Annotated in this window: 15 protein-coding genes; 4 read left to right on the top strand and 11 right to left on the bottom strand. The window is 67.3% G+C overall.

Features of this window, described 5'->3' with window-relative positions; all coding sequences use genetic code 11:
* Positions 1-51 precede the first annotated feature (51 nt).
* The 4 genes from AC1DS0_RS27175 to AC1DS0_RS27160 all read left to right on the top strand — a co-directional run bounded on the left by AC1DS0_RS27175 (position 52) and on the right by AC1DS0_RS27160 (position 3,672).
* A complete protein-coding gene (locus tag AC1DS0_RS27175; protein ID WP_476817338.1) occupies positions 52-1,548 on the top strand; it encodes an aldehyde dehydrogenase family protein in 1,497 nt (498 codons plus the stop codon).
* Positions 1,548-2,666: an NADH:flavin oxidoreductase/NADH oxidase gene (locus AC1DS0_RS27170; protein ID WP_476817337.1), complete on the top strand. Its 1,119-nt coding sequence runs from the start codon at positions 1,548-1,550 to the stop codon at positions 2,664-2,666. The genes AC1DS0_RS27175 and AC1DS0_RS27170 overlap by 1 nt, the downstream gene beginning before the upstream one ends.
* Before the next feature lie 41 nt (positions 2,667-2,707).
* Entirely contained in the window at positions 2,708-3,136 is a 429-nt protein-coding gene (locus AC1DS0_RS27165) for a lipocalin-like domain-containing protein (RefSeq protein ID WP_476817336.1), read from the top strand.
* A 134-nt stretch (positions 3,137-3,270) separates the two neighbouring features.
* On the top strand, positions 3,271-3,672 hold the full coding sequence (locus tag AC1DS0_RS27160) for a RidA family protein (protein WP_476817335.1): 402 nt from the start codon (positions 3,271-3,273) through the stop codon (positions 3,670-3,672).
* A 41-nt stretch (positions 3,673-3,713) separates the two neighbouring features.
* On the opposite strand, the gene AC1DS0_RS27155 is transcribed toward AC1DS0_RS27160, so the two are convergent.
* The 11 genes from AC1DS0_RS27155 to AC1DS0_RS27105 form a co-directional block, all read right to left on the bottom strand.
* Positions 3,714-4,673 (bottom strand): ABC transporter ATP-binding protein, encoded by a 960-nt coding sequence (locus tag AC1DS0_RS27155; RefSeq protein WP_476817334.1) that lies wholly within the window; start codon positions 4,671-4,673, stop codon positions 3,714-3,716.
* A 7-nt stretch (positions 4,674-4,680) separates the two neighbouring features.
* Entirely contained in the window at positions 4,681-5,700 is a 1,020-nt protein-coding gene (locus tag AC1DS0_RS27150) for an ABC transporter ATP-binding protein (protein ID WP_476817333.1), read from the bottom strand.
* Between the two features lie 3 nt (positions 5,701-5,703).
* Positions 5,704-6,630 carry an ABC transporter permease gene (locus AC1DS0_RS27145; RefSeq protein WP_476817332.1) on the bottom strand — a complete coding sequence of 309 codons (927 nt, stop codon included), beginning with the start codon at positions 6,628-6,630 and terminating at the stop codon, positions 5,704-5,706.
* Positions 6,630-7,547 (bottom strand): ABC transporter permease, encoded by a 918-nt coding sequence (locus AC1DS0_RS27140; RefSeq protein WP_152013297.1) that lies wholly within the window; start codon positions 7,545-7,547, stop codon positions 6,630-6,632. Before AC1DS0_RS27140 ends, AC1DS0_RS27145 begins: the two co-directional genes overlap by 1 nt.
* Positions 7,548-7,604: 57 nt before the next feature.
* Entirely contained in the window at positions 7,605-9,149 is a 1,545-nt protein-coding gene (locus tag AC1DS0_RS27135; RefSeq protein ID WP_476817331.1) for an ABC transporter substrate-binding protein, read from the bottom strand.
* A gap of 237 nt (positions 9,150-9,386) precedes the next feature.
* Complete coding sequence (locus tag AC1DS0_RS27130) at positions 9,387-10,358, bottom strand: alpha/beta fold hydrolase (RefSeq protein WP_476817330.1); 972 nt, start codon at positions 10,356-10,358, stop codon at positions 9,387-9,389.
* A 146-nt stretch (positions 10,359-10,504) separates the two neighbouring features.
* The gene (locus AC1DS0_RS27125) at positions 10,505-11,659 is read right to left on the bottom strand and encodes an ABC transporter ATP-binding protein (RefSeq protein ID WP_476817329.1); all 1,155 of its coding nucleotides are present in this window, start codon (positions 11,657-11,659) and stop codon (positions 10,505-10,507) included.
* Positions 11,660-11,683: 24 nt separating this feature from the next.
* Complete coding sequence (locus tag AC1DS0_RS27120; RefSeq protein WP_476817328.1) at positions 11,684-12,346, bottom strand: 3-oxoacid CoA-transferase subunit B; 663 nt, start codon at positions 12,344-12,346, stop codon at positions 11,684-11,686.
* Entirely contained in the window at positions 12,343-13,050 is a 708-nt protein-coding gene (locus AC1DS0_RS27115; RefSeq protein WP_476817372.1) for a 3-oxoacid CoA-transferase subunit A, read from the bottom strand. The genes AC1DS0_RS27120 and AC1DS0_RS27115 overlap by 4 nt, the downstream gene beginning before the upstream one ends.
* 22 nt (positions 13,051-13,072) lie before the next feature.
* Positions 13,073-13,864, bottom strand: coding sequence for an enoyl-CoA hydratase/isomerase family protein (locus AC1DS0_RS27110; protein ID WP_476817327.1), 792 nt, complete (start codon positions 13,862-13,864; stop codon positions 13,073-13,075).
* A 152-nt stretch (positions 13,865-14,016) separates the two neighbouring features.
* Entirely contained in the window at positions 14,017-15,381 is a 1,365-nt protein-coding gene (locus tag AC1DS0_RS27105; RefSeq protein WP_476817326.1) for an MmgE/PrpD family protein, read from the bottom strand.
* Between the last annotated feature and the right edge of the window lie 47 nt (positions 15,382-15,428).

Raw genomic sequence — 15,428 nt, 5'->3', positions numbered from 1 at the left:
CACGCGCCGACGGGCCTTTCAAAACCGCGCATCCGCGAAAGGACAGATCCGATGACGATCGTGCCGAGACAACCCGACATGCACCTCGCCTTCCTCGAAGGCGGCCCGAAGAAACTGCTGATCGACGGCCGCTGGGTCGATGCCGCCTCCGGCAAGACCTTCGAGACCATCGACCCGTCCACCGGCCAGGTGCTGGCCCGCGTCGCCGAGGGCGATCGCGAGGACATCGATGCGGCGGTCGCGGCGGCGCGGCGCGCCTTCGACGGCCCCTGGCGCAAGTTCAAGCCCTATGACCGCCAGCAGGTGATCCTCAAGCTCGCCGATCTCGTCGACAAGCATTTCGACGAGCTCTCGCTGATCGACACGCTCGACATGGGCGCCCCGATCAGCCGCACCCGTGCCTCGCGGCGCCGCCTGCTCGGCCTGCTGCGCTACTATGCCGGCATGGCGACGGCGCTGCATGGCGAGACCGTCGACAACTCCATGCCCGGCGAGTTCGTCACCTATACGCTGAAGGAGCCGGTCGGCGTCGTCGGCGCGATCACGCCGTGGAACGGCCCGCTGGTCTCCTGGATCTGGAAGATCGGCCCGGTCCTCGCCACCGGCTGCACCGCCGTGCTGAAGCCGGCCGAAGAGTCGCCGCTCTCGGCCCTGCGCATGGGCGAGCTCCTGCTCGAAGCCGGCCTGCCCGATGGCGTCGTCAACATCGTCACCGGCTTCGGGGAGACCGCGGGCGCGGCGCTCGCCTCCCATCCCGACGTCGACAAGATCGCCTTCACCGGCTCCTTCGAGACCGGCCAGAAGATCGTCCAGGCCTCGGTCGGCAATCTCAAGCGGGTGACGCTCGAGCTCGGTGGCAAGTCGCCCGACATCGTCTTCGCCGATGTCGATCTCGACCTCGCCGTGCCCGGCGCCGCGATGGGTTGCTTCGGCAATTCCGGCCAGGTCTGCAGCGCCGGCACCCGCCTTTTCGTCGAGGACAAGATCTATGACGAGTTCATGGAGCGCGTCGCCGCCTTCAGCCGGACGCTGAAGGTCGGCAACAGCCTCGACCCCGATGTCCAGATCGGGCCGCTGGTCTCCGAGCAGCAGCTCAGCCGCGTCTCCAGCTATCTCGACATCGGCCAGCAGGAGGGCGCCAAGCTGCTCGCCGGCGGGCGCAGGCTCACCGAGGACGAGCTCGCCAACGGCTACTTCATCCCGCCGACCGTCTTCGCCGGGGTTCGCGACGAAATGCGGATCGCGCAGGAGGAGATCTTCGGGCCGGTGGTGTCGAGCCTGCCCTTCAGCGATCTGGAAGAGGTCGCGCGCCGGGCCAACAACACGATGTACGGGCTCGGCAGCGGCGTCTGGACCAATGACGTGCGCAAGGCCCACTATCTCGCCAACGCGATCCGCGCCGGCTCGGTCTGGATCAACTGCTACCAGATGATGGACCCAGCGATGCCCTTCGGCGGCTACAAGCGCAGCGGCTATGGCCGCGAATCCGGCGTGCAGCAGTTCAATGACTATCTGAACGTGAAGTCGGTCTGGCTGCGGACCGCCTGATGAAGAGCAAGCTGTTCTCACCGATCACGCTGTCGGGGGTCACCTTCCCTAACCGCGTGGTCATCTCGCCGATGTGCCAGTACAGCGCGCCGGAGGGCGCGGCCTCGGACTGGCACATGGCCCATCTCGGGCAGTTCGCCATGTCGCGCGCCAGCCTCCTCCTGCTGGAGGCGACCGCGGTGGAGCCGGCCGGGCGGATCTCGCCGCTCTGCCTTGCGCTCTACTCCGACGCGCAGGAGGCGGCGCTCGCCCGAGTGGTCACGATGCTGCGCTATGCCGGCGGTGACATGCCACTCGGCATCCAGCTCGGCCATGCCGGCCGCAAGGGCTCCTGCCACATGCCCTGGGATGGCGGGCATGGCTTGAAGGCAGAGGAAGGCGGCTGGCCGATCGTCGGCCCGAGCGCCCTGCCCTATGACAGCAAGCGCGCCGTGCCGGAGGCGCTCGACGAGGACGGCATGGAGCGCATCGCCGCGGCCTTTATCGATGCGGCGCAGCGGGCCGATCGCATCGGCTTCGACGTGGTCGAATATCACTGCGCCCATGGCTACCTCCTGCACTCCTTCCTGTCGGCGCAGAGCAACCGAAGGCAGGACGGTTATGGCGGCTCGCTTGAGAACCGCATGCACTTCCCGCTCGCGGTGGCACGGCGAATGCGCGAGGCCTGGCCCGCCCGGAAGGCACTGGGCGCCAGGCTCGATGCCGAGGACGCGACCGACGCTGCTTCCTTGGCCGAAACGATCGCCTATGCACGCGAGCTCAAGGCGATCGGCTTCGACTATGTCTGCCTGTCGCGCGGCAGCCTCTCTGGCGACCAGAAGATCATCTCCTGGCCGGGCTATCTGCTGCCGCTCGCCGCAGCTTTGCGCAAGGCGACCGGGATGATCACCCAAGCCGTCGGGCTGATCGTCGATCCGCGCATGGCGGAGGACGCGGTCGCATCGGGACAGGTCGACATGGTCGCGCTGGCGCGCGGCTTCCTCGATGATCCGCGCTGGGTCTGGCACGCGGCCGAGGCGCTCGGCGCCGAGCTTGCCTATCCGCCGCAATATCGCGGCGCCGATCCCTCGCTCTGGAAGGGCGCGACCTTGCGCCCACGAGCCCATGTCGCCGGCTGATTCCGGCCGCGATCTCAATTCATCCTGTTGCGGAGACCGACATGATCCCTGAGGCCCTGATCTCGACCTGGCGGCTGAAATCGCACCGGCAGGAGCTGCCGGAGACCGGCGAGGTACTCTATCCGCGAGGCGACAACCCGCAGGGGCTGCTGACCTACACCGCCGACCGCCGCTTCTCGATCATCAACGCGCCGGAGGAACGGGCGCCGCCCAAGGGCCTCGGCCCGACCGACGAGGAAGCGCTCGCCCTGTTCAAGGGGCTGACCGCCTATGCCGGCCATTATTCGGTCTCCGGTGAGACGGTGACGCATCATGTCGAGGTCTCCTGGAACGAAGCCTGGTCCGGCACCGACCAGGTCCGCCGCTACAAGCTCGAAGGCGATACGCTCACCATCATCGCCGGTCCGTCCCACAGTCCCTGGGACGGCCGGCTGACCATCTCGACGCTGATCTGGGATCGCGTGCGCTGATCCCGCGCTGAGCGGACCGACACATCACTGAGCCACGCTCCGGCGGGTCCGATGCTCCGCCAGGGCGATCGATCGCTGCTGCGCGTGAGCGGCGGCGTCAGCATCGGCTTTCGTGAAACGACAGGAGACGAGCGATGACCTCAGCCAACCTTCGTCACAACCCCGACACCGTCGCGCCGCCGACGCAGAACCTCTACGCCCATGGCGTCGAGGTCCCGACGAACAGCCGCCAGCTTTATGTCGCCGGCCAGGTCGGCGTGCGCCGCGACGGCACACTGCCGGCGACGCTGGAGGAGCAGGTCGAGCAGTTGATGGCGAATTTCGAGGCGATCCTCGCCTCGGCCGGCATGGACTTTACCGATGTCGTGAAGATCACCGCCTACTGCCTGAAGCCGGCCGACATCATCACCTATGCCGGCATCCGCAATCGCTATTTCGACGGCAATCCGCCGGCCACCACCGCTGTGGTCGTTGCCAGCCTCGCCCTGTCGGAGTGGCTGATCGAAGCCGACCTGACCGCGGCCAAGCGGGATTGATCTAATAACCGATGGCGGAGCGGCTGAGGGCTGCTCCGCCGTCAGGCGTGGACGGGCTCGCGCAAGGGATAGTGGCAGGCGACGAGGCGCTCGCTTCCGATGAGCTCCGGCACGGCCTCGCGGCAGGCGGCGCTCGCGCGGACGCAGCGCGGATGGAAAGCGCAGCCGGCCGGCGGAGCGAGCGGGCTCGGGAACTCGCCCTTGAGATGCAGCTCCGGCAGGCCGCGGCCGGGCTCTGGCGGCAGGATAGCCTGCATCAATTCGCGCGTATAGGGATGGCGCGGCTCGGCGAAGACCGCCTCGGTCGGCCCGGCCTCGACGACCTTGCCGAGATACATCACCGCCACCCGGTCGGCGAGATGGCCGACCACGGCGAGGTTGTGGCTGATCAGCACGATGGTCAGCCGGAAGCTGCGGTGCAGCCGGGCGAGCAGATTGAGGATCTGCGACTGCACGGAGACGTCGAGCGCCGAGGTCGGCTCGTCGCAGATCAGGATCTTCGGCTCGCCGATCAGGGCACGGGCGATGGCGACGCGCTGGCGCTGCCCACCCGAGAGCTGGCTTGGATAGGCGCCGGCGAGATAGCGCGCCAGCCCGACCGCATCCATGATCTCGTGAACAGCGGCGAGGCGCGAGCGGCCATTACCGACGCCGCGGACTTCGAGCGGCGCCGCGATCGCACCTGCCACCGTCATGCGCGGATTGAGCGAGGAATACGGATCTTGGAAGACCGGCTGGATCAGCTTGGCCCGCTCGACCCGGCCATAGGCGCCGATCGGCTTGCCGCCGACCGTGATGCTGCCCGAGCTCGGCTCCTCGATCCCGAGCAGGAGCCGGGCGAGCGTGCTCTTGCCGCAGCCGGACTCGCCTACGATCGCGAGGATCTCGCCCTCCTCGACCGCAAGGTCGATGCCGCGCACCGCCTGCAGCACCCGCCCGCGGCGCAGGCCGGCGCTGACCTGATAGTTGCGCGTGGCGCCTGTGATCTCGAGCAGGCTCATCTTGCCCTCATGCGATGGCCGTTGCGGCGGCGAGCGGCGTAGCCGGCTGGTGCGGCGCCTCGATCGGCAGCAGGCAGCGCAACTGACGCCCGCCGGCGGCATTGCGGAGAGGCACCGGCGCCGCCGCGCAGGCCTCGTGGCGGAATTCGCAGCGATCGAGGAAGCCGCAGGCGGTCAGCGGCGCGATCGGGCGCGGGACGAGACCGGGGATATGGCCGAGCGGCTGGCCGCGACGGGTGCGCCCCGGCACCGGGATCGAGCGCATCAACCCGGCGGTATAGGGATGGCGCGGGCTGCCGAGCACCTCGTCGGTGGTGCCGCTCTCGACCACTTCGCCGCCATACATCACCACCACCCGGTCGGCGAGACCGGCGACGACGCCGATATCATGCGTGACCAGGATCAGCCCGACACCGGTCTCCTTCTGCACATCGGCAAGGAGCCGCAGGATCTGCGCCTGGATGGTGACGTCGAGCGCGGTCGTGGGCTCGTCGGCGATGATCAGCTCGGGCTCGCACAGTAACGCAGTCGCGATCATCATGCGCTGGCGCAAACCGCCCGAGAGCTGGTGCGGAAACTGGTCGAGCCGGTCTTCCGGTGCGGGAACGCCGACCCGCCGCAGCAGGGCGACGATCCGCTCGCGCGCCTGCGCCCGCGAGACCGGGCGATGCTGGCGCAGGATCTCGGCCATCTGGTCGCCCATGCGATAGCAGGGATCGAAGGCCGTCATCGGATCCTGGAAAATCATCGCGATGCGCTTGCCGCGGATCGCCTGCCAGCGGCGCCGGTCGAGCCCGAGCAGGGTTTCGCCCTGGAAGGCGAGCCGCTCGGCCGAGAGTCGCGCGTTCTGCGGCTGCAGCCCCATCACGGCGAGCGAGGTCAGGCTCTTGCCGCAGCCGGATTCGCCGACGATGGCGACGGTCTCGCCGCGCTCGACGGTGAGGTCGACGCTGCGGATCGGGCGCAGCAGCCCGTCATTGACCGGGATTTCCAGGCTGAGATTGCGGATTTCGAGCAAGGGCGCCATGGCTCAGGCCCTCCCCTCGGGCGAGAGGACGTCGCGCAGCGCATCGCCCAAAATGTTGATCGCCAGGATCAGCAGGATCAGCGCCGTGCCCGGAATGGCGATCAGCCAAGGCCGGAACAGGAATTGGCTCTTCGCTTCGGAAATCATAAGGCCCCAGGAGGTCAGCGGTGGCTGGATGCCGAGGCCGAGGAAGGTCAGCGTCGCCTCCATCAGGATGGCGCGGGCGAGCTCCAGCGTGCCGACGACGATCAGCGCGCTGGTGATGTTCGGCAGGATCTCGCGCATCAGGATGCGCGGCGTCGAGCTGCCGATGGCGCGGGCTGCGGTGACGAATTCGCGGCCGACCAGCTGTTGCGTCGCGGTCCGCGTTACGATCACCAGCCGGTCCCAGAGCAGGCCACCGATCACAAGCACCAGCAAAGGCAGCGACTGGCCGAGCACCGCAACGGCGACGAGCGCGACGAGCACGACCGGCAGCGTCAGGCGGACGGTGAGCAGGAAATTGACGAAGAGATCGACCCGCCCGCCCCAATAGCCGGCAGCGACACCGAAGACCGTGCCGATCAGGCCGGAGATCAGCACGGTGGCGAAGCCGACAAAGAGCGAGATGCGGGCGCCATAAAGCAGCAGCGCGAGATAGTCGCGGCCAAGATGATCGGTGCCGAGCGGATGCTGCCAGGAGCCGGCGCTGTTCCAGACCGGCGCGGCCAGGCGTCGCGCCAGGTCCTGCGTGCCGGGATCATAGGGCGTCAGCAGGGGCGCCGCGATCGCGGCCAGGACGAAGACGGCAAGCACCACGCCGCCGAACCAGAAGCCGGGATGGCGGGCCATGCGCCTGAGCGCGATCTGGCCGGGCGTCGGCATCGGCTTGGCCGCGAGCGCTGCAGGGGCTGGCGCCGCTGCGCTATCGATGAGGCTGGTGTCGGCCATCAGCTCGTCCGGATCCTGGGGTCGAGGGCGGCGTTCAGGAGATCGGCCGCTAGCGTCAGCACCGCATAGGTCGCGGCGATCACGAGCAGGATCGCCTGGATGACCTCGACGTCGTAGCGGCGGATCGAGAGCCAGGCGAGATTGCCGAGCCCGTTCATCGAGAACACCGCCTCGACCACGACCGAGCCGCCGAGCATGTAGCCGAACTGCACGGTCGCGACTGCCACCACCGGGATGATCGCATGGCGCAGGCCATGGCGTAGCACGACGCGCCAGGGGCTGAGGCCATAGGCGCGCGCAGTGCGGACATGGTCGGATTTCAGCACATCCATCATGCCGGAGCGGGTCAGCCGCATGATCGCCGGCGCCGCGTAATAGCCAAGCGCAACCGCCGGCAGGATGTAGTGCTGCCATGTCGCCGTGCCGGAGACCGGCAGCCAGCGCAGCATGACGCCGAAGCCGTAGATCAGCGCCAGCGAGGACAGGAAGGACGGCATCGCCTGCCCGGCCACCGCCAGCACCAGCGCGATCCGGTCGATGATCGTGTTGGGCCAGAGCGCGGCGATGACGCCGAGCGGCACCGCGACCAGCAACGCGAAGGCGAGCGCCAGCACGCCGAGCGTCGCTGTGATCGGGATATGCCGCGCCAGGACCGGGCCGACATCTTCCTTGAGATAGGTCGAGCGGCCGAAATCGCCACTGACGAAGCGGCCGACCCAGTTCAGATACTGCTCATGGAACGGCCGGTCATAGCCATAGGCTTTGCGGATCTCGGCGATCTGCTCGGGCGAGGCGCGTTCGCCCGCCATCGCCACCGCCGGATCGCCGGAGAGATGGACGAGCGAGAAGGAGATGATCGAGACGACGATCAGGACGAGGACGGTGACCAGCAACCGCTTGAGGACGAAGGAACCCATTCCGCACTCCGTGCAGCGAGGCCGCCGGCCGGAGCCAGCCGCCCAGCCCGATACCAGCTACTTCCAGCGCGCCAGATAAAAATGGGCGAGCTCGTCCGGGGTCACCGGATAGTCGAGATCCCTTGTGTAGGCGTAGGCCCGGCCATAGGCGAAGAGCGGCACGCCATAAGCCTGGGCGTTGATCCTCTCCAGGGCCTTGGCGTAGAGCGCGCGGCGCTGCGCCGGGTCCATGGTGCTGTCGGCCTTGTCGAGCAGATCCTTGACCTCGGCATCGCGAGCGTAGTCGTCGACGCCGAACTTGAAGTAGAGGCTGACCGAGGCGGAGGCGTCCTGCATGCCCTGCGAGCCCCAGGTCAGATGCGCGAGCTCGGCCTTGCCGCCGATGATCAGCGGCCGCAGCGCGACGTTCTGGATGAAACGGAAATCGGGCTCGATGCCGACGGCGCGCAGATAGGCGAGCACCGCCTCCGAATAGGATTTGTCGCGATAGGCATAGAAGGGAAGCTTCAGCCCCTTGGCATAGCCGGCCTCAGCCAGCAGCGCCTTGGCCTTGGCGGGGTCATAGGCGTGCTGGGTGACGTCGGCGGTGCAGCCGACCTGCGTTGGGTAGCACATCGACTTCAGCACCTCGGCCGAGTTGCCGACGAGCTTCGCGACCGCCTCCCGGTCGATGGCATGGAAGATCGCCTGGCGGACCCGAACATCCCTAAGCGGCGTGTCGCCCGAGCGCCCGGCGGCGTCGAACAGCAGGAAGGACATCCGCGTCGTCGGCGCGGTCTTGACGGTGACGCCCATGGCGGAGAGCTGCGACACGTTCTCGGGCGGCACACCCCAGATCCAGTCGACGGTGCCGGCGAGCAGCTCGGCGAGCTGTGCCTCATTGTCAGCGATGGTGCGGTAGACGATCTTGCCGATCTTCGGCTGCCCTTTCGGGCTCTCCTTGAAGTAATCGGGGTTCCTCACGAAGGTGGCGGACTGGCCGGCCTTGAAGTCCTTCATGATGTAGGGGCCGGTGCAGACCGGCCGGACCGCGCCCCAGTCGCGCCGGGTCTTGCCGCCGGCGGCGCTGACGACCGGCGCCTTGTCGTAATGGCCGGACGGGTAGATCGCGGTGTTGCCCGAGAGGAACTCGAGCGCGGCCGGCGTCGGCGCCTTGGCGATGAAGCGGACCTTGTACGGATCGACCGCCTCGACCGCCTTGATCCAGTCGATCGCGAGGCGGACATTGATGCCGCTATCGGCCGGCATCACATGGCGGAAGGTCGAGACCACGTCCTCGGCGTCGAGCTCGGTGCCATCATGGAACTTGATGCCCTTGCGTAGCTCGACCTCGAGCGTGACATCGTCGACCCAGCGATAGGACGAGGCCAGGAGCGGCTTGTATTCGCCGCTGGCGGGATCGCGATGGAACAGCGAGTCGCAATTGAACATGGTCGCGATGACCACTTCGCGCAGACCTTGATAATAGATGTCGAAGGTGTCGATCTCGGTCGACGTCGCCCAGGTCAGCGTATCGTCGGCCTTTCCGGCGATTGCCGGGGTCGTGAACGCTGCACAGGCCAGAACACTGCCGACGAACGCCGCTAATGAGCGTTTGAACATCGCGATCCTCCCTCGCGGCGCTCTGCATTCTTGTCGAGGCCTCGGTGGGCCGCAGACGCCATTCCATTAATTTTGCGTTTTCAGTTGAATTTGTCAATTAAGATTGCTGTTACAGCCAAACTAAATTCAAAAAATTGCCATGTCAGCAATTAAAGTAGGAGACATCCGCATTGTCGCTCAGGACACCCTGTCTCGGGAGCCAGGATCGCCCCGGCTCCCGAGATGGCCTTTTGGCGCTCAGGCGCTGTGCTTGCCGATGAAGCCCAGCACCAGCTCGTTCCAGATCTCCGGGCGCTCCCAATAGGCGGAGTGGCCGCAATCGGGGATCAGGCTGAACTCGGCGCCCTGGATGCGGGAATGGACCAGGCGCGCCATGGAGGGCGGCGTGTAGAGGTCGCCGTCGCCGGTCACCACCAGCACCGGCATGCGCCAGGCCGCGATCGATTTCCAGGTCACGTTGTTCTCATAGGCCTGGCTCTCCATCTTCCCCGTCTTGGCCTTGTGCTCCAGCTCGTTCCAGAGGCGGCGGCCCTCCTGATCGAGATGGCGATAGGACGGGCCGAGCTCCTTGAAGTCGTGCGGCAGGGCGTCGAACTCCTTCGGCCAGATCAGCTTGTAGATCGCCCGGTAATCCTCGTCGCGGATGCCGACGATCGTGTTGGAGAGCACGAGGCTGCGCAGGCGCTGCGGATGCGACACCGCGAAATCGGTCGCGACCATGCCGCCGGCCGCCGAGCCGACGAGATGGAATTTCGTCAACTTGAGATGGTCGACCAGCTTGAGCAGGTCACCGGCTCCGGTGCCGGGCTTGGCCGGATCACCGACGACCGAGCCGTGATAGCCGCGGCGGGAATAGCCGATAACGCGATAGCCGGCCTTGGCGAAGACCGGCGTCTGGTAGAGCCAGACCAGCCCGCTGCCCGTTCCCGCATGCAGGAAGATCACCGGCACACCGTCGCCGCCGGTGTCGAAATACCAGAGGCTGTGCCCGTCCCCGACCTCGACCAGGCCTTCGCTCGCCTTGATCGGCGCCGGTGGCGGCACCGGCTTCACGCCCTGATCGGCCGCCGGCGCAGCGCTCGCGCCGCTCGCTTGTGAGAACGCGAACGCAGCCAGGCCAAGGGCGGCGCCGGCTCGCAGAAGCCTTCGCCGATCGGGCTCGTAACCTTGCAAGGCGTCGGCAAAAGCAGCTTTGTCGTCAGAATTCATGACCACCCTCTTCTTGTTATGACAATCACGAAGGCAATCAACGCAGATTATCTATTCTCCATCCATGTCAATTTTCTCATCTAGAAACGATCAAAACTCAAACCAAGAAAGCAACTCTGTTATCTCAATACCGGCAGGTCACGGGCTCAGGCCGCCTTCGCCGTGACCTCCGAGGCAAGGCCCAGCACCGCCTCGTCGCGCACGTCGAGGCAGACCTCAGTGCCGTTGCCGAACACCGTCTCGGCGCCGGCGCTGACCTGGAGCACGCCCCCGGCCACCCGAACGCGATAGCGCATCATGTTGCCGAGGAAGCCGGAGACCTCGACCGTGCCGGTGAGCCGGCTCGACCCGTCCGCCACCGGGCACTGTGGCGTCCGCAGCACGAAAGCCTCGGGCCTGATCGAGACGGCGACCGGTTGACCCACTGCGACGCCGCCCTGCAGCAGGCAGCCGACCTCACCGGCAGCGCCCAGGCTGACCCTGGCGACGCCGCGGCTGTCAGGCGGCGCGGCGAGCGTGCCGTCGAGCAGGTTGGTCGCGCCGACGAAGCCGGCGACGAAGCGGTTGGCCGGCCGAAAATAGATCTCGCGCGGATGGTCGAGCTGGACGATCCGGCCGCGATCCATGACCGCGACAAGATCGGACATTTCGAGCGCCTCGGCCTGGTCGTGCGTGACGTAGATGGTGGTGACGCCGACCTCCTGCTGCAGCCGCTTCAGTTCGGTGCGCATCTCCTCGCGCAAGGTCGCATCGAGATTGGAGAGCGGCTCGTCGAGCAGCAGCAATTTCGGCTGGCGCACGATGGCGCGGGCGAGCGCGACGCGCTGCTGCTGGCCACCCGAGAGGCGCGTCGCCGAGCGGCTGCCATAGCCGTCGAGACCGACCCGCTTCAGGGCGTCATTGGTCATCCGCTCGATCTGCGAGCGGTCGAAGCCGTGGTCCTTCGAGACGCGCAAGGGGAAGGCGACGTTCTCGAACACGCTCATATGTGGCCAGATCGCATAGGACTGGAAGACCATGCCGATATTGCGCCGGTTGAGCGGCACGTTGACGCCGGTGGCATCATCGAAGAGCGGCTGCGTGCCGACTCGGATCAAGCCACGGTCCGGCTGCTCCAGCCCGGCGATGCAGCGCAGGGTCGTGGTCTTGCCGCAGCCGCTCGGCCCGAGCAGGGTGAAGAAGGTGCCGGGCTTCAGCGCGAAGGCGACATCGCGGACGCCGCCGGCCGGCCCGTCCTGCGTGTTGAAGAAGATCTTCTCAAGGCCCCGGACCTCGATCGCCGCGGTGGTGTCCGCCGTCATTGTCTTTCCTCCCGCAACACGCGTTCACCTCAGCGAAAATGTAAGGGGCGCGCCGGTCAATTCCTGCAGCCTGCCTTGCGTGATCCCCGGTGCCATGGCGCGCACCACGAAGCCGCCCTCGGTCACGTCGATGACCGCAAGATCCGAATAGACGCGGTTCACCGCCTTTGCCGCGGTCAGCGGATAGCGGCATTGCCGCACCAGCTTGGGCTCGCCCGCCTTGGTGACATGGGTAGTCATCACCCAGACATTGCGGGCGCCGGCGGCGAGGTCCATGGCGCCGCCGACCGCGGGCGTACGATCGCTGCCGGAGGTCGACCAGTTGGCAAGGTCGCCGGTCTCGGCGATCTCGAAGGCGCCGAGCACGCAGAGGTCGATATGGCCACCGCGGATCATCGCGAAGCTGTCGGCGTGGTGGAAGAGCGCAGCGCCCGCCACCAAGGTGACGTTCTCCTTGCCGGCGTTGACCAGCCAAGGATCGGCCTCGTTCGAGCCGGGCACCGGGCCCATGCCGAGGATGCCGTTCTCGGAATGCAGCACGACTTCGCGCCCGGCAGGAATGTGGTCGGCGACCAGGGTCGGCAAACCGATGCCGAGATTGACGTACCAGCCCTCGGCGATGTCGTTAGCGACGAGGCCAGCCATCTCCTTGCGGCTGAACGGGGTGTGATCCAGCGCGGCAGTCATCGGGCGCCCTCCTTGCTGGCTGATGTCGTCGCCAGAGGCGGATCGCCGCCCGCGACCGTCAACACGCGGTTCACAAAGATGCCGGGCGTGACGATGATGTCGGGATCGAGCTCGCCGAGCGGCACGACGTTTCCGACCTGGGCGACGGTGAGCCTGCCCGCCATCGCCATGATCGGGTTGAAATTCCGGCCGCTACCCTTGTAGGTCAGGTTGCCCCAGCGATCGGCGGTGTAGGCCTGGATCAGCGCGACATCGGCGCCGAGCGCATATTCCAGGACGTGGTCGCGCCCGCCGATGTTGCGGGTTTCCTTGCCCTCGGCGAGGCGTGTGCCCGCGCCGGTCGGCGTGTAGAAGGCGCCGATCCCGGCGCCGGCCGCCCTGATCCGCTCAGCCAACGTGCCCTGCGGCACGACCTCGAGCTCGATCTCGTCCTTCTCATAGCGCGCATCGAAGGCGGTGGAGCCACGCGGGAAGCTGCAGATCAGCTTCGACACGGCGCCGCTACCGATCAGCTTGCCGAGCCCGGTCTGCGGCTCGAAGCCGGCATTGTTGGCGATCACCGTCAGGCCGCGCACGCCGCTCAGGGCCAGCGCGTCGATCAGCGCATTGGGCTGGCCGACCGCGCCGAAACCACCGACCAGGACGGAGGCGCCGTCGCCTATATCAGCCAGTGCCGCGGCCATGTCGGGAACCTGCTTGTCGATCATAGGCCTCTCACTTCCAGTCTCAGCGCCCGGTGAAGACGGGCGGGCGTTTCTCGGCGAAGGCGCGCCGGCCCTCCGCCCTGTCCTGCGTATCGTGCAGCATGCCCCAGACCAGGCGCTCCAGCCGCAGCGCTTCGGGCAATGGCAATTCGCCACCGCTGCGGACGAGGCGCTTGACCGCCCGGACCGAAAGCGGCGCATTTGCCGCGATCCTGGCGGCGAGCGCCTGCGCTTCCGCCAGCAGATCCGGTGCGGGAATGATCCGGCTGATCAGGCCGAGGCGCAGCGCTTCCGGCGCATCGATCATGTCGCCCGAAAGCAGCATCAGCATCGCGTCGCTCTGGCCGATGCTGCGTGGCAGACGCTGCGTGCCACCGGCGCCGGGGATCGTGCCGACCTTGACCTCCGGCAGGCCGAAGCGCGCTTGCGGCGCCGCCAGGCGGATGTCACAGGCCAAGGCAAGCTCCAGCCCGCCGCCGAGAGCCAAGCCATTGATCGCGGCGATCAGTGGCTTCTCGCAGTCGAGCGCCGATGCGAAGCTATTGTCTCCACCGCCGGCGAAAGCCTGCGCCACATAGGGACCCGTGACCTCGGCGGTCTTCTTGAGGTCGGCGCCGGCGCTGAAAGCCCGCTCGCCGGCCCCGGTCAGGACCACAGCCCGAATGCTGTCGTCGCTCGCGATCCGCTCGAAGCAGGCGACGAGGGCAGCGCCCGTCTCCGGGTCGATCGCGTTCAGCGCCGGCTGCCGGTCGAGCACGATGGTCGCGACATGACCGGCCTGGCTGAACTGGAGCGATGGGGTGTCGGGGACCATCTTAGTCTCTCCGCCGGATCAAACGCTGACTGCAGCCGAGGTAGGACCGGCGCCATCAGCGGTCAAACGAGTTAACCGCGCAGGCCGATGAGCTTTCCTCAATCGAAAGCTCGATGTGGCTGCTCTCCGCGGCTGTTCAGCATCGCGATCGCTCAACGATTAAGCGTTCCGACGTTGGCGACCTCGTCGAGCTTGATCAGGCTGGCGAAGAGTTTGTCGGCTTGCGGTTCGGCGAGCTGCTTGCTGCTGCAGGACCAGAATTTCTGCCAGAGCTCGGCCTCGCTCATCGGCCGCGTCCAGTGGCCGCGAGCGTAGTCGACGCTGGGGCTTTCGAGCACGCGGCCATCGGCCAGGTGCAACCGGACGCCGCCGCTGAAGCCGAGATTGGGCTGGGTGTCGGCCGGGATACGGCTGTCGGCGACGGTCTCGACCTTCTTCATCAGCGCCTGGACCTCGGGGCGAGCGTGGAAGGCCTCCTCCAGCGCATCGAAGGTGACGCGCCGCTCGAACAGCGCCGCGGCGACCGCCAGCGGCACACTGTGCGAAGGCACGAAATGCAGCACTGAGGGTGATTTCGAGATCACTGCATATTGCGCGTCGCTGATCAGCAATTCGACCCGCGTCACCTGCTGCGGCCTGACGTCATGCGCATTCGCCAGATCGAGCGCGCCGTCCACGGCCCGCTGCGCAATATTGCCGAACGGATACTGCTTGACGTTGATGCCGATGCTTTCGAGGCGCCAGGCGCGGCCGAGGTCGTCGAGCGGGCTCTCCAGATCGACGGCGCCCTTGGGCGAGAGCGCGACCAGCATGCCGCGCCCCGACCGCTCCAGCGCATCGGCTGGCGCCGACATGCCGGCCTCGGCGAGCTGTGCTGCCAGCACGCCGCCAGCAGCGCCGCGCCCGATCTGGAACGGGCCGACATCGGTATCGAAGCTCGCGGTGATGCCGCCCGACATCGAGGCGGCGATGCCGAGCGCGCGCAGCGTCGTCGCCTCGTCGAAGCCGCGCAGATTGGCGAGGGCGAGGGCGACGGCCGATGGACCAAAGCAGGCGGTGGCATGCCAGCCCTTGCTCGAATAGCTGTCGGGATCGCGCTCGGCGAGCCGCGCCCAGGCTTCATAACCAGCGGCGTAGGCCTGGATGACCTGCTTGCCGCTGGCGCCGATCCGCTCGCCGTCGGCAAGCAGCGCCGGCATCAGCACGGTGCTGGTATGGCAGCCGGCGAAGGCGACGTCGTCAAAGACGACGCTGCTCGTCGTCACCGCGTTGACCAGCGTCGCGTCGGCGACCGAGGCCTTCTCGGCACCGAGCTGGATGCGCGCGTCACTCTTGACGCCGCGCGTGCCAAGGCTGGCGAGGACATGGCGGGAGACCGGCATGTCGATGCCGGAGAGCATGACGCCGACCGTGTCGGCCATGCCGGTGCGGACGGCGTCGAGCGCGCGGGCCGGCAAGTGCTCATAGCGCAGGCCGGAGGCGAAACCGGCGAGCGAGCGTGACAGGGCTGTCGGCATGGTCGTTTCCTCTGATCTCGTTATGGTCGCGCGCGGCGCGATCGAGC

The sequence above is a fragment of the Allobosea sp. P4_H5 genome, assembly GCF_056400825.1.
The sequence above is the reverse complement of the archived record's forward strand: the minus strand, read 5'-3'. Positions and strand labels throughout refer to the sequence as shown.

Bases quoted from the DNA above. Each gene is read 5' to 3' on its own strand.
- AC1DS0_RS27170 (WP_476817337.1), top strand. From the start codon at position 1,548: ATGAAGAGCAAGCTGTTCTCACCGATCACGCTGTCGGGGGTCACCTTC.
- AC1DS0_RS27120 (WP_476817328.1), bottom strand. From the start codon at position 12,346: ATGACTGCCGCGCTGGATCACACCCCGTTCAGCCGCAAGGAGATGGCT.
- AC1DS0_RS27135 (WP_476817331.1), bottom strand. From the start codon at position 9,149: ATGTTCAAACGCTCATTAGCGGCGTTCGTCGGCAGTGTTCTGGCCTGT.
- AC1DS0_RS27175 (WP_476817338.1), top strand. From the start codon at position 52: ATGACGATCGTGCCGAGACAACCCGACATGCACCTCGCCTTCCTCGAA.
- AC1DS0_RS27125 (WP_476817329.1), bottom strand. From the start codon at position 11,659: ATGACGGCGGACACCACCGCGGCGATCGAGGTCCGGGGCCTTGAGAAG.
- AC1DS0_RS27130 (WP_476817330.1), bottom strand. From the start codon at position 10,358: ATGAATTCTGACGACAAAGCTGCTTTTGCCGACGCCTTGCAAGGTTAC.
- AC1DS0_RS27150 (WP_476817333.1), bottom strand. From the start codon at position 5,700: ATGGCGCCCTTGCTCGAAATCCGCAATCTCAGCCTGGAAATCCCGGTC.
- AC1DS0_RS27145 (WP_476817332.1), bottom strand. From the start codon at position 6,630: ATGGCCGACACCAGCCTCATCGATAGCGCAGCGGCGCCAGCCCCTGCA.
- AC1DS0_RS27165 (WP_476817336.1), top strand. From the start codon at position 2,708: ATGATCCCTGAGGCCCTGATCTCGACCTGGCGGCTGAAATCGCACCGG.
- AC1DS0_RS27155 (WP_476817334.1), bottom strand. From the start codon at position 4,673: ATGAGCCTGCTCGAGATCACAGGCGCCACGCGCAACTATCAGGTCAGC.
- AC1DS0_RS27110 (WP_476817327.1), bottom strand. From the start codon at position 13,864: ATGGTCCCCGACACCCCATCGCTCCAGTTCAGCCAGGCCGGTCATGTC.
- AC1DS0_RS27105 (WP_476817326.1), bottom strand. From the start codon at position 15,381: ATGCCGACAGCCCTGTCACGCTCGCTCGCCGGTTTCGCCTCCGGCCTG.
- AC1DS0_RS27160 (WP_476817335.1), top strand. From the start codon at position 3,271: ATGACCTCAGCCAACCTTCGTCACAACCCCGACACCGTCGCGCCGCCG.
- AC1DS0_RS27140 (WP_152013297.1), bottom strand. From the start codon at position 7,547: ATGGGTTCCTTCGTCCTCAAGCGGTTGCTGGTCACCGTCCTCGTCCTG.